Annotated in this window: 20 protein-coding genes; 6 read left to right on the forward strand and 14 right to left on the reverse strand. The window is 62.1% G+C overall.

All coding sequences use genetic code 11. From position 1 onward, the window contains the following. Nucleotides 1-6 precede the first annotated feature (6 nt). Together DBQ51_RS04185 and purF are read left to right on the forward strand one after the other, a co-directional pair. On the forward strand, nt 7-579 hold the full coding sequence (locus DBQ51_RS04185) for an ANTAR domain-containing response regulator (protein ID WP_054326848.1): 573 nt from the start codon (nt 7-9) through the stop codon (nt 577-579). A 53-nt stretch (nt 580-632) separates the two neighbouring features. After that, complete coding sequence (purF, locus tag DBQ51_RS04190; protein WP_107630859.1) at nt 633-1,997, forward strand: amidophosphoribosyltransferase; 1,365 nt, start codon at nt 633-635, stop codon at nt 1,995-1,997. Between the two features lie 38 nt (nt 1,998-2,035). Here purF and DBQ51_RS04195 read toward each other — a convergent pair whose 3' ends face one another. The 14 genes from DBQ51_RS04195 to DBQ51_RS04255 form a co-directional block, all read right to left on the reverse strand. Further along, nucleotides 2,036-2,428, reverse strand: a complete 393-nt coding sequence (locus tag DBQ51_RS04195) for a VOC family protein (protein ID WP_107630860.1) — start codon at nt 2,426-2,428, stop codon at nt 2,036-2,038. A 159-nt stretch (nt 2,429-2,587) separates the two neighbouring features. Further along, the gene (locus tag DBQ51_RS04200; protein WP_159068065.1) at nt 2,588-4,540 is read right to left on the reverse strand and encodes an LTA synthase family protein; all 1,953 of its coding nucleotides are present in this window, start codon (nt 4,538-4,540) and stop codon (nt 2,588-2,590) included. A 78-nt stretch (nt 4,541-4,618) separates the two neighbouring features. Continuing rightward, the gene (gene aspS / locus DBQ51_RS04205) at nt 4,619-6,430 is read right to left on the reverse strand and encodes an aspartate--tRNA ligase (RefSeq protein ID WP_107630862.1); all 1,812 of its coding nucleotides are present in this window, start codon (nt 6,428-6,430) and stop codon (nt 4,619-4,621) included. A gap of 23 nt (nt 6,431-6,453) precedes the next feature. Continuing rightward, nucleotides 6,454-6,681: a hypothetical protein gene (locus DBQ51_RS04210; protein WP_107630863.1), complete on the reverse strand. Its 228-nt coding sequence runs from the start codon at nt 6,679-6,681 to the stop codon at nt 6,454-6,456. Continuing rightward, nucleotides 6,678-6,851: a hypothetical protein gene (locus tag DBQ51_RS16470; protein WP_153802379.1), complete on the reverse strand. Its 174-nt coding sequence runs from the start codon at nt 6,849-6,851 to the stop codon at nt 6,678-6,680. The genes DBQ51_RS04210 and DBQ51_RS16470 overlap by 4 nt, the downstream gene beginning before the upstream one ends. Before the next feature lie 3 nt (nt 6,852-6,854). Further along, a complete protein-coding gene (gene hisS / locus DBQ51_RS04215) occupies nt 6,855-8,216 on the reverse strand; it encodes a histidine--tRNA ligase (RefSeq protein WP_107630864.1) in 1,362 nt (453 codons plus the stop codon). A 76-nt stretch (nt 8,217-8,292) separates the two neighbouring features. Next, nucleotides 8,293-8,709, reverse strand: a complete 417-nt coding sequence (locus DBQ51_RS04220) for a methylglyoxal synthase (RefSeq protein WP_054326841.1) — start codon at nt 8,707-8,709, stop codon at nt 8,293-8,295. 45 nt (nt 8,710-8,754) lie between these two features. Beyond that, nucleotides 8,755-9,495 (reverse strand): nucleotide-binding protein, encoded by a 741-nt coding sequence (locus DBQ51_RS04225; RefSeq protein ID WP_107630865.1) that lies wholly within the window; start codon nt 9,493-9,495, stop codon nt 8,755-8,757. Between the two features lie 114 nt (nt 9,496-9,609). Continuing rightward, nucleotides 9,610-11,892 carry a penicillin-binding transpeptidase domain-containing protein gene (locus DBQ51_RS04230; RefSeq protein ID WP_107630866.1) on the reverse strand — a complete coding sequence of 761 codons (2,283 nt, stop codon included), beginning with the start codon at nt 11,890-11,892 and terminating at the stop codon, nt 9,610-9,612. A 24-nt stretch (nt 11,893-11,916) separates the two neighbouring features. Continuing rightward, nucleotides 11,917-12,426: a rod shape-determining protein MreD gene (mreD, locus tag DBQ51_RS04235; RefSeq protein ID WP_107630867.1), complete on the reverse strand. Its 510-nt coding sequence runs from the start codon at nt 12,424-12,426 to the stop codon at nt 11,917-11,919. A 4-nt stretch (nt 12,427-12,430) separates the two neighbouring features. Next, nucleotides 12,431-13,276, reverse strand: a complete 846-nt coding sequence (mreC, locus tag DBQ51_RS04240; protein ID WP_107630868.1) for a rod shape-determining protein MreC — start codon at nt 13,274-13,276, stop codon at nt 12,431-12,433. Between the two features lie 135 nt (nt 13,277-13,411). Next, a complete protein-coding gene (locus DBQ51_RS04245) occupies nt 13,412-13,984 on the reverse strand; it encodes a Maf family protein (protein ID WP_107630869.1) in 573 nt (190 codons plus the stop codon). Then, entirely contained in the window at nt 13,984-16,014 is a 2,031-nt protein-coding gene (locus DBQ51_RS04250; RefSeq protein WP_107630870.1) for a U32 family peptidase, read from the reverse strand. Before DBQ51_RS04250 ends, DBQ51_RS04245 begins: the two co-directional genes overlap by 1 nt. Next, nucleotides 16,011-16,322, reverse strand: coding sequence for a cell division protein ZapA (locus DBQ51_RS04255; RefSeq protein ID WP_054326835.1), 312 nt, complete (start codon nt 16,320-16,322; stop codon nt 16,011-16,013). Before DBQ51_RS04255 ends, DBQ51_RS04250 begins: the two co-directional genes overlap by 4 nt. A gap of 268 nt (nt 16,323-16,590) precedes the next feature. Here DBQ51_RS04255 and proB point away from each other — a divergent pair, with 268 nt between their 5' ends. From proB to DBQ51_RS04275, 4 genes are all read left to right on the forward strand, one after another. Then, nucleotides 16,591-17,400 (forward strand): glutamate 5-kinase, encoded by an 810-nt coding sequence (gene proB, locus DBQ51_RS04260; protein ID WP_054326834.1) that lies wholly within the window; start codon nt 16,591-16,593, stop codon nt 17,398-17,400. Between the two features lie 169 nt (nt 17,401-17,569). Further along, nucleotides 17,570-17,755 (forward strand): hypothetical protein, encoded by a 186-nt coding sequence (locus tag DBQ51_RS04265; protein ID WP_054326833.1) that lies wholly within the window; start codon nt 17,570-17,572, stop codon nt 17,753-17,755. Between the two features lie 23 nt (nt 17,756-17,778). Continuing rightward, nucleotides 17,779-19,026, forward strand: a complete 1,248-nt coding sequence (locus DBQ51_RS04270) for a glutamate-5-semialdehyde dehydrogenase (protein ID WP_054326832.1) — start codon at nt 17,779-17,781, stop codon at nt 19,024-19,026. Next, nucleotides 19,026-19,619: a CYTH domain-containing protein gene (locus tag DBQ51_RS04275; RefSeq protein ID WP_054326831.1), complete on the forward strand. Its 594-nt coding sequence runs from the start codon at nt 19,026-19,028 to the stop codon at nt 19,617-19,619. Before DBQ51_RS04270 ends, DBQ51_RS04275 begins: the two co-directional genes overlap by 1 nt. Nucleotides 19,620-19,633: the final 14 nt, after the last annotated feature.

Consider the following 19,633-nt stretch of genomic DNA (forward strand, 5'->3'; position numbering starts at 1 on the left):
CCCGCCTTGGAGCGCATTCTTCTCATATCCTCCACGCAGAAGTCCCAGGCCACGCTCGCGCAGTTCCTGGCCTCCTGCGGCATGCAGGCGCAGACCATTCCCACCGCTTCAGGCGCGGAGGCAAGGCGCGCCCTGCTGGACGGGATATTCGACATTGTTCTCATCAACACGCCCCTGCCCGACGAGTTCGGCCATGAGTTGGCGCAGGCCGCCGCGCACGAAACAGCCGCCGGTGTGCTTCTGCTCGTCAAATCCGAGCAGGCGGACGCCGTTTCCGAGTTGGTGGAGGCGGACGGCGTGTTCGTCCTGCCCAAGCCGCTCAGCCGGCCTCTGTTTTTCCAGGCGCTGCGCATGGTCCGCGCCGTGCATGCGCGTCTGGACGGGCTGCAGAAAGAAAACCAGCGCCTGCAGAGCCGCATCCAGGATATCCGCCTGGTAGACCGCGCAAAATGTATTCTGATCGAGCTGCGCGGCATGACCGAGCCAGAGGCGCATGCCTATATCGAACAGCAGGCCATGAACGGTCGCAAAAGCAAGCGGCAAGTCGCGGAGGAGATCCTCGGTCTGAGCCAGTTCTAAGCGGCTTTTTGCGCCCGTGCTGGCTATCTCAAGCGAATCGGAGGAGTTTTTTCGTGTCAATCCATGAAGAATGCGGCGTGTTCGGCGTCTACGACCCGCACGGCGACTGCGCCCGCACGACATACTACGGCCTGTACGCCTTGCAGCACCGCGGCCAGGAGGCCTGCGGCATCGCGACGATAAACGACCGCGAACTTTCATTCCACAAGGACGTCGGCCTGGTCGGCGAGGTATTCAGCGCGGATGCGCTCGACCGGCTCGGCGGCACCATGGCGGTCGGCCATGTCCGCTATTCCACCACTGGCGGTACGCGCCGCGAAAACGCGCAGCCGCTGACCATCAAATATGTGAAAGGAACGCTTGCGGTGGCGCATAACGGCAACCTCGCGGGTACGGCCGAGCTGCGCACTGCCTTTGAATACCGCGGCGCCATCTTCCAGACCACCACGGATTCCGAGCTGATCGCCTACGCCATCGCGCAGGAGCGGCTGCGCTGCCGCTCGGTCGAGGAAGCGGTCTGCCAGGCGCTCCGCGACCTGCGCGGCGCGTATTCCCTGATTGTCATGTCGCCGCAGAAGCTGATCGCCGCGCGCGATCCCTGGGGCTTCCGCCCGCTCTGCATGGGACGGCGCGGGGACGCTGTGGTTTTTGCCTCGGAAACCTGCGCGCTGAGCGCGGTGGGCGCAGCGTTTGAGCGTGAGCTCGACCCGGGCGAGATCGTGGTTGTGGAAAACGGCGGGGTGCGCTCCATCCGTGAAAACTGTGAAAACGCTTCCAGCCACATGTGCATTTTTGAATATATCTATTTTGCCCGTCCGGACTCGGTGATCTGCGGTCAGTCCGTCCACGAGGCGCGCCGCAACGCCGGCAGGTTCCTCGCGCGGGAATATCCGGTCGCGGCCGACGTTGTGATCGGCGTACCGGATTCCGGTCTGGACGCCGCGATGGGCTACGCTGAGGAGTCCGGCATCCCTTACGGCACGGGCCTGGTCAAAAACCGCTATGTGGGCCGCACGTTTATCACCCCCGGCCAGCAGAGCCGCGAGCAGGCGGTACGCATCAAGCTCGGCGCGCTGCGGAGCTGCGTGCAGGGCAGGCGCGTAGTCATGATCGACGACTCGATCGTGCGCGGCACGACCTCGCGGCAGATTGTATCCCTGCTGCGGGAGGCGGGCGCGGCTGAAGTGCATATGCGCTCCTCCGCTCCGCCGTTTGTTTCCCCCTGCTATTTCGGCACGGACATTCCAGACAAGGACAACCTGATCGCCTGCCGGTACTCGGTGGAGGAGATCCGCGCGCTGATCGGTGCAGACAGCTTGGGCTTTCTCAGCCTGGACGCGCTGCACCAGATCGCGCCGGAAGCCGCCTGCGGCTTCTGCGACGGCTGCTTCACCGGCAAATACCCTATCAGTGTATAAAAAAGTCATGGCGAAAAACCGCCATGACTTTTTTCTCTTTACAGCATTTGCAGCAATTCTATCTGTTCGCCGGACGGTCCGGTGAAAAACCAGTTCTGCAGGCCGCCGAAGGTGTCGGGCAGCACGCGCTTTTCCGGCGTGGTGAATGAAAACACACCCGCGGCCTTGACCGCCGCCACCACCTTGTCCAGATCATCCACATACACGGCAAAATGCGGGATGCTGCCGACACCCGAAGGTACCAGCTCGCCTGCCGGTGGCTGGATCAGCTCCAGCACCAGACCGCCGAACTCGACCAGCGCCAACAGCTTTTCACCCACGCTCGAACGCGCGGTGACCGTGCCGCCGATCTTTTCGTAAAACGCGATGCTTTCCTCCATGTCCGCCGTATTGACCGCCACATGGGCAAGCCCTTTATAGAGTTCTTTCATGGTCAATCCCCTCCTGTCATGATCCCATTATGCCACAGCGGCCTCTAAGGGCCGCTGTGGCATAATCATGTGAAATAAATATATAGTAGTCACTTTGCGGCTATTATACCATAAAGCTGTGGGGGCGGGAACCCCCTTAGCGGCTTGTCGCCCAAAAATCTACGCCAGCGGCTCGTACCAGGCGTCAATCCGTCTTTTCGGGTCAAACAGCTGCGCGTATTGCACGTGCTGATAGAGCGACAGGGCCGGCTCCGCCGCCGCGCCCGAGGAATCGCGCCACGCGCCGCCCGACAGGTAATAGCCGTAGTTGTTGATGCACGGCACCTGCTCCCGCGCCGCGAGACGCAGCTGGTCATAGCCCGACACCGCGCAGCCCAGCGCGTCCAGCGCATAGGCGGACAGGTAGTTCGCGCTGATCTGCACCCCTGCCCGTTCCTCGATATCATAGTTCGCCCAGATGAAGAACGGCGTGGTCAGCTTGGCCTGCTTTTCCTCTCGTGTGCGAGCAGCCTCCGTATTGCCGAACAGATCGTCGTAGAAGGCGCTGGTCACATTCGGCTGGTGGTCCCCAAAAAAGACGATGGCCGTCGGCTCGTCCACCTGTGAAAAATATGCGACCAACTGCTCGACCGCTTCATCGCTGTACCGCACCAGCGACAGGTATTGATCCACCTGCGGGTACTTCCCCTCATATGCGCCGGTGAGACGGATACGTTCCTCAAATGCCGGATCGTCAGACGGCCCATATCCCCCATGGTTTTGCATCGTGACGTTGAACACAAACAGCGGCTCGCCCGCCGGCTTTGCCTCGTACAACTCGATGATCTTCCGGTAATCTGCACTGTCGCTGATATAACCGCGCAGCCGCGCGGCATCGTCCGAAAAATCCGTTTCGTACAACTGGCGGTCAAAACCCAAGCGCTCATAGACCTGCTGGCGATTCCAGGAGGTCGCCAGATAGGGGTGGAGGGAAACCGTCTGGTAGCCCTGCGCCTCCAGGCCGGATACCAGCCCCGGCGTTTCACTCTTGACATACATTTGATAGGGCGAGCAGCCGAACGGCAGGAAGGCCATGGTATCCCCTGTCAGCACCTCGAACTCGGTCGTCGCCGTGCCGCCGCCGAACGTGGATACCAGCAGGTCGCCGCTGATCGTATTCTCCGCTTCCGCCAGAGAGTGAATAAAGGGCATATAATCCTCATTCGTCTCAAAATCGCCGATGCTTTTGAGGTCGGCAAAGGATTCGTTCATAATCATGATAATATTGGGCTGCACTGCTCCGGACCGGCCGGCATACGCCTGCGCCGCCTGTTCCAGCACCGTCTCCGAATAGCCCGCGGGCTTTTTCACAACCGCATTCTCCGCCGTGCGGCAGAAGTAATACCACTCGCTGTATTCCAGATTGCCCTGCCAGAAGCCGAAGCTGTTTCCGGCAAGCCCCAGCCCATAGAGCCAGCATCCCATCAGCAGGGAGCAGGCCGCGAACTGCCAGCGCCGTGGCGCGGACGCCGGACGCCGCACCCGCCAGACCGCAGCACAGAACAACGCCGCGATCGCCACGGTCTGCAGGACCGAAAGCTCGACCGGCACCGAGTAGCTCGCCGCTACATTTTTGGCCGTGCCGACGGCGAACAAATCGCTCAGCAGGACCGGCGTGCCGCGGAACACGGTCACATAATGGTCGATCAGCGCATATACCATCGTGATGCCCATGCCGATGCACACCGTGAGCCGTATATTGCAGACGATCCAATAGACGATGCCGAAAATCGCCGCATGGTAGACATAGCCCTGCCAGATCTGTACGTTGCCGATCAGGATACCGCCCTTGACCACATACTCGGTCAGCAGCAGGGCGAACGACGATGCGGAGAGCAGCACCAGTACATCGTGTATCAGCAGCTCGGGCGCGGTCGCTCTTTTTCGGGGCCGCAGCACAAGCGGCAGGCCGGTCAGGATGCCGAGCGGCCACTGGCTCTCCGGCCGGTAATGGATCGAGCCCTTGCGCAGCAGGTACACTGCGGCATAAAATACCGCCGCCGCCAAGGCGATATCCACGACATAACCAATTATTTTCCCAATCTTTTCTCGTTTTTTACATTCGGGACACACGTTTGCTTTCTCCTTTTTCCGCGATACAGGAAAGCCGCTGCAGCATCCGCCGCAACGGCTTTTACGGGCCAAGGCCCGTTACGCTTCCGCGTCCTTCTCCTCGCGGGTGACCGCGATGGAAAGATCGTCAAGCTGCTTTGCGTCCACCACGTCCGGACAGGACATCATCAGGTCGGACGCGTTCTGCACCTTGGGGAAAGCGATCACGTCGCGGATGGAGTCCAGCCCCGCGAGCAGCATACACAGACGGTCCAGGCCGTAGGCCAAGCCGCCGTGCGGGGGCGCGCCGTAGGAGAACGCTGTGATCAGATGGCCGAATTGCTCTTTCGCGCGCTCCTCGGTGAAGCCGAGCGCCTCGAACATCCTGGTCTGCAGCGCGGGATCGTGGATACGGATCGAGCCTCCGCCCAGCTCACAGCCGTTGAGGATGATATCGTACGCCTTGGCGCGCACCTTAGCCGGATCGGTGTCCAGCAGCGGGATATCCTCGTCCATCGGCGCAGTGAACGGGTGGTGCTTGGCGACCAGGCGGTCCTCCTCCTCGCTGTACTCGAACTGCGGGAACTCAGTGACCCACAGCAGCTTGTAATCGTCCTTTTTGGCAAGGCCGAGACGCTTGGCCAGCTCGCAGCGCAACGCGCCGAGCGAAACCAGCGCGGTCTCCTCGGAAGCGTCTGCGACAACGAACAGCACGTCGTTTTTGTGCATATCCGCACGCTCCTTGATGGCCGCGATCTCGTCCTCGGTCAGGAACTTGGCAAAGGAAGAGGTCATGGTGCCGTCCGCCGCGACCTTCATCCACGCCAAGCCCTTGGCTCGGTAGGTCTTGACGAAGTCGGCCAGCTTGTCGATCTCCTTGCGCGGGAACTTGTCCGCGTAGCCGCCCAAGTTGATCAGCCGCACGGTGCCGCCGGACTCGACCGCGCCCTTGAACACACCGAAGCCGCAGTTCGCCGCGATGTCGGAAATATCGCGGATCTCAAAGCCGAAACGGGTGTCCGGCTTGTCTGAGCCGAAGCGGTCCATGGCCTCGCGCCAAGTCAGGCGCGGCAGCGGGAGCTGGATGTCCACGTCCAGCACTTCCTTGAACACGCGCTGGAGAAAGCCCTCATTGACCGCGATCACGTCGTCCTGCTCGACAAAGCTCATCTCGAGGTCGATCTGGGTGAACTCGGGCTGGCGGTCGGCGCGCAGGTCCTCGTCGCGGAAGCAGCGGGTGATCTGGATATAGCGGTCCATGCCCGCGAGCATCAAAAGCTGCTTGTACTGCTGCGGGGACTGCGGCAGGGCGTAGAACTTGCCCGGATGCACGCGGGAGGGTACGAGATAGTCGCGCGCACCCTCGGGCGTGGACTTGGTGAGCATCGGGGTTTCGATCTCGAGGAAACCCTGCTCGTCAAAGTAGTTGCGAGCCACCTGGGTGACGCGGTGGCGCAGCATCATATTGCGCTGCATGGAGGGGCGGCGCAGATCGAGATAGCGGTACTTGAGCCGCACCTGATCGCCGACCTCCTTGCTGTCGTCGATCTCGAACGGGGTGGTTTCCGCGCGGGACAGGATGCGGAGCTCCTCCGCGACGATCTCGACCTCGCCGGTCGGCATCTTCCTGTTGATTGCCGCTTCGTCGCGCGCAACCAGCTTGCCGCGCACAGCTACCACAAACTCGGTGCGGCAGGTAAAAGCGACATCGAACAGGCCGGCGTTGACCGACTTGTCGAACGTACACTGCACGATACCCGCACGGTCGCGCACGAGCAGAAACAGCACGCCGCCGTTGTCGCGCACACGGTCGACCCAGCCGTTGACCGTCACTTCCCGCCCCACGTCGGACAGACGCAGTTCACCGCACATGTGCGTGCGTTTCATCCCTGAAATAGAGGTTTCGTTCATGTTCTATCAATCCTTATCAAATGTTATTTGTTATCGTCTTTCGTATGCAGCGAGGGACACACATGATTCCAGTAGCCTGCAATCATAGTGACAATCCCGCAAATCAGAAGGAAAATGCTGATGAGCACCAAAGCAAGCGACAGGCTCTCGCCCATGTCCGCTGTGTGCGGCATCCAGTAAAGCAGTACGCCGAGCAACACGGTCTGCACGCCCAGCAGCATCTGCGCACAGCCCCAAACCAGTTGTTTCACCGTTCGTCCTCCCCGTCATCCTGCCTGTCCTGCGCACGGACCTGTCGCACCAGCGAAACCGCCTGTCCCAAGCCGACCAGCAGCAACGGCACGAACACGACCCATTGACCTTCCACAAAGGCAAGCGCCATCCCCGTGATGCAGGCGATCAGCGTATAGGCCGGCCGCATGATTTATACCCTGTCACAAATGACTTTGCCCTGGTTTTTCGCGGCCAGTCCCGCTTGGATGCGGACGACCGCCTCCTTCAGCGATACCTTGACCTGCTCGCCGGTCTCCATATCCTTGACCGCGACAACACCCTCCCTGATCTCGTCCTCCCCGTGGAATATCACATAGGGGATGCCGAGCTTGTCCGCGTAGCCGATCTTGTGCTTGAACTTCTTCTGCTCGCTGTACAGCTGGGTGCGGATGCCAGCGTCACGCAGGCTGGTCGCCAGCGCGATCGCCGCGCCCATGTCGTCAGTCATGGGCAGGATGAGCACGTCCGCGGGCGCGCGGTTCATCTTGTCGTTCAGGTAGCCCTGCTCGCCCAGCACATAGAACAGGCGCGTCAGGCCAATCGAGATGCCCACGCCCGGCAGCTGCTTGTCCGTATAGTATTCCGCGAGGTTGTCGTACCGGCCGCCCGAGCAGATCGAGCCGATCTCCGGATGGTCGAGCATCGCAGTCTCGTACACCGTGCCGGTGTAGTAATCCAGCCCGCGCGCGATGGTCAGGTCGATCTCAAAGTGGTCGTCCGGCACGCCGAAAGCCTGCATGTACCGCGCGACGGTTTTCAGCTCGTCCGCGCCCTGGTCGAACACCTCGTTTTTGCCCTTGTAGCCCTCGAGCGCGGCGAGGATGCCCGCCGTGCCGCCCGGGGTGGCGATGAACGCCAGCAGTTCGTCTGCGGTTTCGGCGGCCACGCCGAAGTCGTCCACCAGGATGGCCTTCACCCTTTCCGCGCCGATCTTTTCCAGCTTGTCAATTGTGCGCATCACGTCACCCGCCTTGTCGGTCAGGCCAAGGATGGCGAAAAAGCCGTTCAATACCTTGCGGTTGTTGATGCGGATTTTGAAGCGCTCGAGTCCCAGCGCGGTAAAGGTCTTGTAGATAATGCTCGGCACCTCGGCCTCGTTGATGATATCCAGCTTGCCGTCGCCGATCACGTCGATATCCGCCTGATAGAACTCGCGGAAGCGGCCGCGCTGCGCGCGCTCGCCGCGGTAAACCTTACCGATCTGGAAGCGGCGGAACGGGAACGTCAGTTCGCCGTAATGCTGGGCGACGTATTTCGCCAGCGGCACGGTCAGGTCGAAGCGTAGGGACAGGTCGCTGTCGCCCTTGGTGAAGCGGTAGATCTGCTTCTCGGTTTCGCCGCCTCCCTTGGCCAGCAGCACCTCGGAGGACTCGATCAGCGGGGTGTCCAGCGGATAAAAGCCGTACAGTGCATAGGTTTCGCGCAGCACCTGCATGATGCGCTCCATCTGCACCTGCGGCGCGGGCAGCAGTTCCATAAAGCCGGACAGGGTTCTCGGTTTCACTTTTTCCATAGCGTTTTGATTCTCCTCAAGACAGACGGATGCACCGAACGGGCGCAGGCCCATCCGGTGCAGTTGTGTCCTATTGTTATTTTCTCGAACTGTTTTTCGGATTTACGATATTTCGCCAGTCCAGATCGCCGCGGTCCAAGCCGAGGATGAGCATTTCAGCCGTTGCCGAATTGGTCGCGATCGGGATATTATGCATATCGCACAGCCGCGCGATCGCATGGAGGTCCGGCTCGTACTGCGAATTGGACATCGGATCGCGGAAGAACAGGACAAGGTCGATCTCATTGTAAGCAACGCGCGCGGAGATCTGCTCCTCGCCACCCTGCATGCCCGCAAGGCACTTGTCTATTTTCAGTCCGGTCGCTTCTTCGACGAATTTTCCCGTCGTGCCGGTTGCGCAGATATTATGTTTTGCCAGGACGCCGCAATACGCCATGCAGAACTGTACCATCAATTCCTTTTTGCGGTCGTGCGCGATTAATGCAATATTCATTTCAAGGACATCCCCTTTCCTTCCTAAGCTACTCTTCCACTCGGTTCAGATTTTTATCAGTGGAACGCGTTCTCCGTCCAGCCGCCGCGCGATGTTTTGGAAAGCGCGCGCCGCGCCGGTGTGCTTGACCGCAAAAATGCTTTTTCCACTATTGCCGCAGGAGATCAGGTCCTCGTCCTCCGGAACGACCCCCAGCAGCGGTAAGCCTGCTTCGTCCATCGCGTCGTCGATATTGCCCGCCTTGCCGCGGCAGATCAACTGCGGCCGGATGCGGTTAAGGACCATCCGGATCCGCGCGATGCAGTATTCTTCCTCCAGCTTGCGCGCGCACCGTTCCGCGCCGCGAATGCAGGCGCGGTCGGTCGAGGTTACGACGACTGCCTGCGTAGAGATGTGCGCCAGCCACGACAACTCGGCGGGCAGCCCCGCAGGCCCGTCGATGAGGAGGTACTCGATTCCCGCCTCCTCCGCCTGCACGGCGAGCTGCTCCATGCCGCGCTCGCTGAGCGCGGGCAAAGCCACGGGCGCGGTCAGTAAGTATAGCGCTTCATAGTCCGGATGCCGCGCCATCGCGGTTTCCAGCGGCACCGCGCCGCCCGCCACATCGGCAAAAGAATACACCACCCTGTCCGACATGCCGAGCACGATATCCAGATTGCGGAGGCCGCAGTCGCCGTCGATCAGGAGCACGCGGTGGCCGCGCTGCGACAGCGCCGCGCCCACACCTGCCGTAAAGGAGGTTTTTCCCGTGCCGCCCTTGCCGGACGCAACCAGAATGACCTTCAATCTACCGCCTCCGAAATGATAAAACTATATTGACATTATAAACCACACATGTCGAATTTACAAGCGTTTATGCAAATTTTTTGTCACGCTTCCGCTTTTTTATACAGGATTTTATCAAGGTACGATCACATTTTCCTGCTGCACGGATTTCACCGTGTCCACGTCGCCTGTCTGGAAGTAGGTATCCAGCATATCGCGCACGATCGGCGTTACCGATGAGCCGTGCTCCGCGCCCTCACCCACGACGCAGATCACGATTTCGGGATCGTCGAACGGGGCGAAGGCGATAAACAGGCCGTTGTCGAATTTTATCCCGTTTTCAATAGCCTCAGCCGTACCGGTCTTGCCGCCAACCTTGATCGGGTAGTCCGCGAACACGCTGCCCGCAGTGCCGCCCTCGTCGGTTACCTCGCTCATGCCGGTCATGACCAAATCAACCGTCGTATCAGACATCTCGATTGTATTTTTGACTTCCGCAGTTTCGCTCTTGACCACCTCGGAGTAGTCATAGCTCTTGACACTTTTGACCAAAGTGGGCCGATACAGCGTGCCGCCGTTGACCACGGCCGCGATATAATTGGCAAGCTGCAGCGGCGTGAAGCCGTTGTCCGACTGGCCGATCGCGGCCTGCACGTCGTCGCCGCCGAGCCAGTCCTGCAGCGTCGGGTCGGCCGCGACCATCTGCTCGCGATAGGTCGGTCCGGCCGCGCGGCCCGCCGCCTCGTCCACCTCTATTCCGGTCAGCATGCCCAAGCCAAACTTGGCGTCCCATTGTTCGAGCCGCTTGCCGGTCAGCTCCCGTCCCACAGTATAGAAGAATGTGTTGCAGGAATATTTAATCGCCTGCGTCACGTCGAGCGTCATGGGCTGGGAATGGTTGTTGCAGTGGAACGTCTGCCCGCCGTATTCGAACTCGCCCGTGCAGGTGATCGTGGTGTTCGCGTCAATGATACCCTCTTCCAGCGCCGCGATCGCGCTGAGTACCTTAAAGGTGGAGCCGGGTTCGTATACGCCCAAAGTCGCGCGGTTGAATTCCGGCGAGCGGGCGTCCTCGTTCCGCGCCTCCGCCTCCTCCACATAGTTTTCCAGGCTGTAGGTCGGATAGGAGGCCATCGCAAGCACCTCGCCCGAATTGGGGTCGATCGCGACCGCCGCCCCGCCCCGCCCATACTGCGCAAGGTTTTCCGCAAGAGACTCCTCGGCCGCGGCCTGCAGGTCGAGGTCGATCGTCGTGACCACGTTATCGCCCGGCTGGGGCGCGGCATAGGAGCTTGCCTGCTCGTTAACCGCTTGACCACCCAGATCGGTCTGCACCGTGCTGGAGCCTGCCGTGCCGTGCAGGTACGGCTCAAGCGCCAGCTCCAGGCCGGTCTTTCCGGTGATATCGTTCATCTTATAGCCGGCCTTGCCCTGATACGGACCGCCGTATGCATCGCCGCTCCATTCCTCGGCCCACATCGTAGCCGCGCGGCCGAGCAGGTGCGCGGCGTATTCCGTATCATACTGCCGCACGGCCTGGCTTTCCACCTCAACTCCGGCGTAATCCTGATGGTGCTCCTTGATATATGCGATCAGGTCGATCGATATGCCGGTTGCAAATGTGAAATTCGTGCGGTTGTCAAAGCCGTTCTGCCGCATGGTATAATACAAGCCGACCAGCGTGCGGGTATCCGCGTCCGTCATCGTTTCCGGAAGCCCCCAGTTGCGGTCCAGATAGTCCCTCATCGCGCTAAGGAAGTCCGCGGCGGAAACCAGCGTGGTCGCATCCAGCGCGTTCACCTCGTCGATCACCTCGCCGGTTTCCTCATCCGTGCGCGGGTTCTGCTCCTGACGCGCTTTCGCGTCCGCGATCGCCTGCTGGACCGCGGTCAGGCTAAGCGTGTCCGCACTGTCCTTGATATATTTGGAAAGTCTGGCGCCATCGCTGGTCGCCGCATCCGTGGTATAGGCGTATGGGGCGGTATCGCTGATGGGCAGAATATCGTTCAGCTCGGCCGTACTCTCTGCCGCAGCGGCGGCGCCGTTCTCCGTGTCCGTATCGTCCCCGTCCCCGTTCTGCGCCGTGTTTGCCGCGGCGGCCGCCGCGTCCGCCTTGACCCGCGCCGCCAGATCGAGCAGGCGCGCCGCCTGCCCCTCCTGCTCCCAGGCCGAATAGACCAGCACCAGCGAAAACTCGGTTTTGTTCGTCACCATCGGCCGGCCGTACCGGTCGAGTATCTCGCCGCGCGCGGCGGAAACCGTCGAGGTGGTCGTCAGCCAGTACGCCGACTGGCGGACGTAATCCTCGCCGTTCACAAGCTGCAGCTGCACGAGCTGCCCGCCGGCCAACCCTGCACAGAGCAGCAGCAGGCAGGCCAGCGCCGCCAGCCGGCGCAGCAGTTGATTTTTGTTCACCATGGGATTCCTCTTTTCTGGCAGGGGTCAGCGCGCGGAAAATTTCCGGCTTATCTTGGCCATCGGGACGTATACCGCAAAGCACAGCAGGCTGGCGAGCAACGTGCCGCCGACCGTCTGCTGCAGCACAAGCCCGAACGGCGCGCCTTTCTGCGGCAGCAGGTAGCAGAAATACCGCAGCAGGTCGATCACGACCATCTCGACCGCGTTGAGCATCAGCATGGACACATAGTTCCGGCTGAGCGTCAGCCGGCTCATCGCGCCCGCAGCCATGCCGAACAGCATGAAAAAGATGGGGTACAGCCCGTCGATGCCGGTAAAGCCCAGGTCGTACAGCAGCCCGACCACAACGCCCATAATAACGCCCTCCACCGGCCCGTCCAGCAGCGCGGCGGCCGCGACGAACGCGGGCAGCAGATCGAGGTGGTAACCTCGGATCGACCACGCCCCGAACAGGCTGGACTGCAGCGCATAAAACACCAGCGCGAACAAAATGTACAGGATCATCTTCGGGATGGATAACTGTTCTCTCTGCATAAGCTCACTCCGTAGTATCCGTAAAGGCGGTCACGACGGACACGTTCGTCACCGTTTCCACATCGACGAACGGCTTGAGGACCGCGTAATACGAGATGCCGTTTTCCTCCGGCAGGACGCTCTCGACCGTGCCGATCATCACGCCCTTGGGGAACACGCCGCCCGCACCCGAGGTCTCCACCGTATCGCCGATCACGATGCTGGCGTCCTCTGTCAGGTAGGACAGGCGCAGGCTGCCTTCCGCCATCAGGTCGTAGCTTCCTTCCGCAATCGCGCTGTCGCGCGTGCGGGTGATCAGCGCGCCGCACTGCATCTCGATATCGACGACGGTCGTGATCGTGCTGTAGTTGGGTGCGACCGCGCTGACATAGCCGACCAGCCCATCCTCGGTGATGACCGCGTCATTGACCTCTACCCCGTGCGACGAACCCTTGTCGAGCGTCAGCACGGTCGCCCAGTCGCCCGGGTTGCGGGCGATGACCTCCGCGTTGAGCGTGGTCAGTTCGCGCGCGCGTTCGGGCTGGCCCGCCTGCGCGCGCAGGCGGTTGTTCTCCTCTATTGCAAGCTGCGCGTCGCGCACGGTCTGCTCCATCTCACGGATCTGTCGGTGCAGCTCCTCATTCTCCGCCTTGAGCGCGTCGAATTCGGTAAAATAGCTCAGCCCTTTACCGAAAAAGCCGCTCACACCGGTCGCAAGCTTCTGGATCGGTGTGGCGACGATCCCCACTGCGGTCGTCACGGGCGACGGATTTCCGGTCACGCCGCTGTACAGTGCGGAAAGGATGCACAGCACGATCACCACGGCGACGCCGATGAAAAAACGCGAGCCCAGTCTGTTTCTTCTTCGCAAAAATCAAACTTCCTTTCTGATATCTCCCGTCCGGAACCCCTGTTCCAAACGAAAGGGCCGTGCCGCGTACCGCGCGGACAAAGCCCCCAACTGCGCAACCCCTGTTTGCGCGCCCACTTTTCCGGACGCGCGTCTCTATCCGGCGCGGAGCGCGCCCAGCCCGCGCAGCACCTCGTAAAGCGGCGCGACCGGCAGCCCCATGACGCTGTAATAATCGCCCTCGATCCCCGCCACCAGCAGCGCGCCGCGGCCCTGGATGCCGTAGGCGCCCGCCTTGTCCAGCGGCTCGCCCGTGGCGAGATAAGCAGCCAGCTCGTCCTCCGCAAAATCGCGGAAAGTAACGCGCGTGCGAGTGCAAAGCGTGCGCGCCGCGCCGTCCGGTGGCAGCACCGCAAGGCCGGTCAGCACCTCGTGCGTACGCCCGCGCAGATGGCGCAGCATATCGGCCGCCTGCCGCACGTCCGCCGGCTTGCCGAGTGGCAGGCCGTCAATGGTCACCATCGTGTCCGACCCGATGCACACCGCGTCCGGATGCATACGCCGCGCCGCCTCCGCCTTGAGGCGGGACAGGCGCACGACCTCCGCGTCAAGCGGCGCGCCCGGGCGCAGCGTCTCGTCCGCATCCACCGGACAGACGGTAAATTCCTTCGTAATCAGCGCCAGCAGCTCCCGCCTGCGCGGCGAGGCGGACGCCAGTATAATCCGCATTATTCGACTCCTCTTTTGTACAGGCCGTTGGTGAAATCCCCGTCCAGCGGCGTCCCGTCCAGGAACGCCCGCGCGATGCGCGCGCATTCCTCCGGCGGCTCCGTCGTGAACAGCAGCCGCGCGGTCTGCACGCCCAAGCGCTCATACGCCGCGCGCAGGTACAGCGGGCGACTGTTGAGCAGCGTGTTGCGGCAGCCGTATTCGGGCAGCAGCGCAAAGCGCGCCTTTCTCCGGTCTGTCAAACAGGTCGTACCCTCCCGACAGGCGCAGCGGCCGCCGTGCTGCCGGCGGATCGCACAGTTTTCGAAGATCATCAGCGGCAGATATCCATAAACTATCAGCTCGGTTTCGAGCGGCCCTTCCATATCGCGCGCCTGCGCCAGACGCACCTCAAACGAAAGCGTCTGCCGCGTCACGCCCATTTCCGCGAGCGCGTGCAGCGTTTTGCTGTTATAGGCGTTCAGGCCGAAATCGCCGTGTATCGTGAACCCCATGCGCCGCGCAAGCGCGACCTGCCCGATGTTGCCCACCAGCACCGTGCGGGTGCCGCGGCTCATCGCCTCGCCGAGCAGCATCTCCAGTTCGGGCTGCTCCGCGTCCGAAAACACGCGAGGCAGCACGGCGGGCAGGCCAGTCTCGGCCGCCACGCCGACCGGCGCGTAAACGGTTTCCAGTCCAAGGCCGCGGAGCGCCGCCGCCTGCGCCTTGGTGCGCACGGACGCGGTAAAGCCGCGGAAGCCTTCGCGCGACGCGCATTCCTCGTCCCGCCGCAGCAGAGGCCCTTCCAGCCAGTCGCGGGCGGGCGGCGTACCGCGCTTGGCAAGCAGCAGCGCAAGCGCGTCGCGCCGCATCCCGTTCATCACGGACGCCGGCACGGCCAGCCCGTCCTCCAGCTCGATGCGCAGGTTTTTGACATAAAACGGCGTCCCGCCGGTTTTCCGCAAGGACTTTTCCACCATCTCCGGCGTGGTCGGACGGTTGACCGCCCGCTCGGCCGGCGCCGCGGCGGAAACCCCGTCCGCGCTCAGCACCGCGCCGGTATCCACCCGCGCGGTAAAGCAAAGCGACACCGGAACGAGCGGCGCCTCCTTCCCCCCTGCAAAGCGGCGCGCCGCCTCGTCGTACAGGGACTGAACCTCCTGCAGCGGCACGTCGGTCTTGGTGCCGAACATCCCGTCGTCCTTTTTGCCGGTATAGTACCCGTCTGTAAAGCCATCGCGCGAAAACACCCGCCGCAGGATATCCCGCTCCCCGGGCGTGGGCCCGCGCCGCTCACGCAGCAGGCCGGCATAGATTCCGGTGACGATCGCCGTGTACTCCGGCCGCTTCATGCGCCCCTCGATCTTGAGCGAGGACACGCCCATCTCCGCCAGCTCGGCCACATGGCCAGCCAGCGCCAGATCCTTGAGCGACAGCGGGTAGCCGCCGCCATACGGCAGGCGGCAGGGCTGGGCGCACAGGCCGCGGTTGCCCGACCGCTGACCGATCACCGCAGACAGGTAGCACTGTCCGGAATAGCACATGCACAGCGCACCGTGGACGAACACCTCGGTTTCCACCCCCGCCTGTTCGGTGATCAGGCGCACCTCGTCCCGCGTGCATTCGCGGCTGAGCACCACGCGCGAAAAGCCGATATCGCGCGCCTCCCGCGCGCCGTCCAGCGTGTGAACGGTCATCTGCGTGGAGGCGTGCAGCGCGAAATCCGGCGCGTGCGCATGAATCAGGCGCGCAAGGCCAAGGTCCTGCACGATCAGCGCGTCCGCGCCCGCTTCGTAGAGGAACCTTGCGTCCTGCAGCGCCGCGTCCAGCTCGCGGTCACCGGCAAGGATATTCAGGGTGATATTGGTCTTGACGCCCCGCGCGCGGCAATAGGCGATCGCCTGCGCCATTTCATCCTGCGAAAAGCCCTTCGCGCCCCGGCGCGCGTTGAACGTGCCGAAGCCCATGTATACCGCGCCCGCGCCCGACTGGACTGCGGCGCGCACCCCCTCCGGCGAGCCTGCGGGGGCCAGAAGCTCTATCCGGTTCATTTGCGTCGGTTTCCGGGATGGTTCGCGCTGTTGCGGCTCACCTGCTGCCGCAGCGCGGTGTTTTCTGCTTCCAGCGCGCGGCACTTGGCCTCGGCCGCTTCCGCCGCGGTCTTGGCCTTGATATATTCATCCGCGAGGTTGACGGTCGCCAGCGCAAGCGCGCGTGTGGACGCGAACGACGCCGAGCCGCCGCACTCCGCGATGGTCTGCTGCGCCAGTTCCGCGACCTCGTTCATATATTCCACGGTTTCGTTGGCCAGCATGGTATAATGCTGCCCCGCGATCTGGATGGTCACGCGGTTTGCCATGACTGATCCCTTCCTTTCGCAAAATCGTTCAAAAGGCATAATTTGATAAAATATAGTATACCACAACAATTGACCTTTTGGAACAAAAAATATGCGCAAAGATAGCCGTCCGGCGGGTATATTTTTCTACGAACCGGTTTTTCCGGCAATTTGTAAAAGATTTTTGTTTGCCTTGTGTGAAGCCGCCCGCTGTGCTACAATAAACATGTATATAATAGGAAGCCAGCGGCGCGGCCCTGTCCGCCCTGCCGGAAACCGGAGGTCTTTTATGCTTAATATCAACGAGGTCCGGCGCATCGTCGTCAAGGTCGGCACCTCGACGCTGACATATGAAAACGGTAAGCTCAACATCCGCCGCATCGAGCGGCTCGTCCGCACCATCAGCGACCTGCAGAACCAGGGGTTTGAAATGGTGCTTGTGTCGTCCGGCGCGGTCGGCGTCGGCGCCGCCAAGCTCGGCTTGAGCGAGCGCCCCACCGAGCTGGCCATGAAGCAGGCCGCCGCTGCGGTCGGCCAGTGCGAGCTGATGCACATTTACGACAAAATGTTCCTGGAATACGGCATCAACGTGGCTCAGATCCTGCTCACGCGCGAAAACATTGTGGACGACGACCAGCGTGAAAACATCCACAACACCTTTACCGCCCTCATGCGCACCGGCGTGGTGCCGATCGTCAACGAGAACGACACGGTCGCCACAGCCGAGCTGAAGCATATTGAAAACTTTGGCGACAACGACACGCTTTCCGCGGTCGTCGCGCGCATGTGCGAGGCCGACCTGCTCGTTATTTTTTCGGATATCGACGGGCTGTATGATTCCGACCCGCGCAAAAACCCGCAGGCCAAGCTGATCCGTCACGTTTCCAGGATCGACGCGAAAATACGCCGCATGGCGGGCGGCGCCGGCTCGGCGCACGGCACGGGCGGCATGGCCACCAAGATCACCGCCGCCGAACTGTGCATGGACGCGGGCATCCCCATGCTGGTCGCCAACGGGGATAAGCAGGGTATATTATACGATATCGTCGACGGTAAGCCGGTCGGCACGCTTTTCGCACGGGAGGTTGCAGGACTATGACCAAGACACGCATCCGGTATCTGATCGCTTCTCTGATCGGCATCGCGGTCGGTTCGTTTTTCGGCCTGCAGGCCTATCTGCACGGCTGGCCGTGCTGACGCGGGGCCGCCGGCGCCCCCCTCTTTCCCCTGAGCACCCCCAGCGGATATAACGAGGGAGGAAGCCCGTTATGACAAAGAAAAAATCACGCCTCATCGCGCTGGTTATGCTGATAGCTGCCGCCGCGTTTTTCATCTATGCGCTGCACCATCCCGAAGCCTCTTTCCCTTGGAGCAACGCCGTTACCTACATCCTGTACGGCCTATACTTGATCGTGATGCTTGTTATGGCGGCCGCCCCTTTCAAAAAGAAATAAAACGATAAAACGAGGTGTAACCCATGCGACAACTGATGGACATTGCCGCGGACGCGCGCCGCGCCAAATACGCGGTCGCCAGACTCGGCACAAACGATAAAAACCGCGGCCTGCTCGCCATAGCGGACGCGCTGCTTGCGAATACCCGCGAAATCATCGACGCCAACCGCATCGATATCGAAAACGGCCGCGCAAACGGCCTCGTGGAAGGGCTGATCGACCGCCTGATGCTGGACGAAAAACGCATCGCCGGCATCGCGGAGGGCTGCCGCCAGGTCGCAGCCCTGCCCGACCCCATCGGCGAGGTGCTGTGGATGCGCAAAACGCCGAACGGCCTAAACATCGGGCAGAAGCGCGTACCTATGGGCGTGATCGGCATTATTTACGAGGCGCGCCCCAATGTCACGGTGGACGCGGCCGCGCTGTGCTTCAAGGCCGGCTCGGCGTGCATCCTACGCGGCGGCAAGGAAGCATTCCACTCCTCCATGTGCCTGACCCGTCTCATGCGTGCGGCGCTTGCCGGCGAGGGCCTGCCGGAGGGCGCCATCAACCTGGTCGAGGACACCTCGCGCGACAGCGCCACGCAGATGATGAAGCTGAACGGCTGGCTCGACGTGCTTATCCCGCGCGGCGGGGCGGGCCTGATCCAGTCGGTCGTCCGGAACGCGACCGTTCCAGTCATTGAGACCGGAACCGGCAACTGCCACGTGTATGTGGATGCGTCCGCCGACCTGGAGATGGCGCAGCGCATCCTGGTCAACGCCAAATGCCAGCGCCCGAGCGTATGCAATGCGGCCGAAAGCCTGCTCGTCCACAAGGACGCGGCGGCGCGGTTCCTGCCCATGGCGGCGGCCGGCCTCGCGCCGAGCGGCGTCTCCATCCATGGCTGCCCCCGCACCAGGGAGCTTCTGGGCGACGCCGTCTTCCCCGCCACAGAGGAGGACTACGGGCGCGAATATCTGGGATATGAGATCTCCTGCAAGGTCGTTGATTCGCTCGACGAGGCGATCGCACATATCAACCGCTACAACACCGGTCACTCGGAGTGCATCGTCACCCGCGACTACGAGGCTTCCCAGCGTTTTCTGGATGAGGTCGACGCGGCGGCGGTCTATGTCAACGCCTCCACCCGTTTTACCGATGGGTTTGAGTTCGGCTTCGGTGCAGAGATCGGCATTTCCACGCAAAAGCTGCACGCGCGCGGCCCCATGGGGCTGACCGCGCTGACCACCACCAAATTTATCATTTATGGAAACGGACAGATACGGTAATGGAAAAGGAATACAAATGGCGGGCGGACGAATGGGTATTGGGACAGGCGCTGCTCTGGGCCTCCTCCCGTATCGGCAGCCAAAGCCGCACCATCCATATGAAATCGCAGTATTTCGATACGGCGGACGGTCTGCTGCGCCGCAACGACGCTGCACTCCGTCTGCGCCGCGAAAACGACCGCAGCGTATGCTGCATGAAGCGGCGCAACACCAGCACTCCCGCCGGCATGCGCGCGCATGAGGAATACGAGTGCGACGCGCAGACGGTCGCGGAGGGACTCTCCGCGCTGCCCGACAAAGGCGCGCCGCGCGCGCTGTGCGAGCAGGCACTCGCCGCGCGCCTGGAAACGATCTGCACGGTCGACTTCCGGCGCTGCGCCATCCTGCTCCAGCAGGAGGACACGGTCTGCGAGCTTGCGCTGGACGAGGGCATGCTGCACCATAACGGGCGCTCCGCCCCCCTGTGCGAGATCGAGCTGGAATGGATCGCGGGCAGCGAGGAGGTTTTCCATGCGCTTGCCGCCGACCTTGCCGATTACCTCTCCCTGACGCCGGAGCCAGAAAGCAAGCTCGCGCGGGCCATGAAGCTGTGAACCGGCCTATCCGT

The organism is Agathobaculum massiliense, assembly GCF_900291975.1.
In the GTDB taxonomy this organism is placed as follows: Bacteria; Bacillota; Clostridia; order Oscillospirales; family Butyricicoccaceae; genus Agathobaculum; species Agathobaculum ammoniilyticum.

Bases quoted from the DNA above. Each gene is read 5' to 3' on its own strand.
- DBQ51_RS04195 (WP_107630860.1), bottom strand. From the start codon at position 2,428: ATGAAAGAACTCTATAAAGGGCTTGCCCATGTGGCGGTCAATACGGCG.
- aspS (WP_107630862.1), bottom strand. From the start codon at position 6,430: ATGAACGAAACCTCTATTTCAGGGATGAAACGCACGCACATGTGCGGT.
- DBQ51_RS16470 (WP_153802379.1), bottom strand. From the start codon at position 6,851: ATGCGGCCGGCCTATACGCTGATCGCCTGCATCACGGGGATGGCGCTT.
- hisS (WP_107630864.1), bottom strand. From the start codon at position 8,216: ATGGAAAAAGTGAAACCGAGAACCCTGTCCGGCTTTATGGAACTGCTG.
- DBQ51_RS04220 (WP_054326841.1), bottom strand. From the start codon at position 8,709: ATGAATATTGCATTAATCGCGCACGACCGCAAAAAGGAATTGATGGTA.
- DBQ51_RS04230 (WP_107630866.1), bottom strand. From the start codon at position 11,892: ATGGTGAACAAAAATCAACTGCTGCGCCGGCTGGCGGCGCTGGCCTGC.
- mreD (WP_107630867.1), bottom strand. From the start codon at position 12,426: ATGCAGAGAGAACAGTTATCCATCCCGAAGATGATCCTGTACATTTTG.
- DBQ51_RS04245 (WP_107630869.1), bottom strand. From the start codon at position 13,984: ATGCGGATTATACTGGCGTCCGCCTCGCCGCGCAGGCGGGAGCTGCTG.
- DBQ51_RS04250 (WP_107630870.1), bottom strand. From the start codon at position 16,014: ATGAACCGGATAGAGCTTCTGGCCCCCGCAGGCTCGCCGGAGGGGGTG.
- DBQ51_RS04255 (WP_054326835.1), bottom strand. From the start codon at position 16,322: ATGGCAAACCGCGTGACCATCCAGATCGCGGGGCAGCATTATACCATG.
- proB (WP_054326834.1), top strand. From the start codon at position 16,591: ATGCTTAATATCAACGAGGTCCGGCGCATCGTCGTCAAGGTCGGCACC.
- DBQ51_RS04265 (WP_054326833.1), top strand. From the start codon at position 17,570: ATGACAAAGAAAAAATCACGCCTCATCGCGCTGGTTATGCTGATAGCT.
- DBQ51_RS04270 (WP_054326832.1), top strand. From the start codon at position 17,779: ATGCGACAACTGATGGACATTGCCGCGGACGCGCGCCGCGCCAAATAC.
- DBQ51_RS04275 (WP_054326831.1), top strand. From the start codon at position 19,026: ATGGAAAAGGAATACAAATGGCGGGCGGACGAATGGGTATTGGGACAG.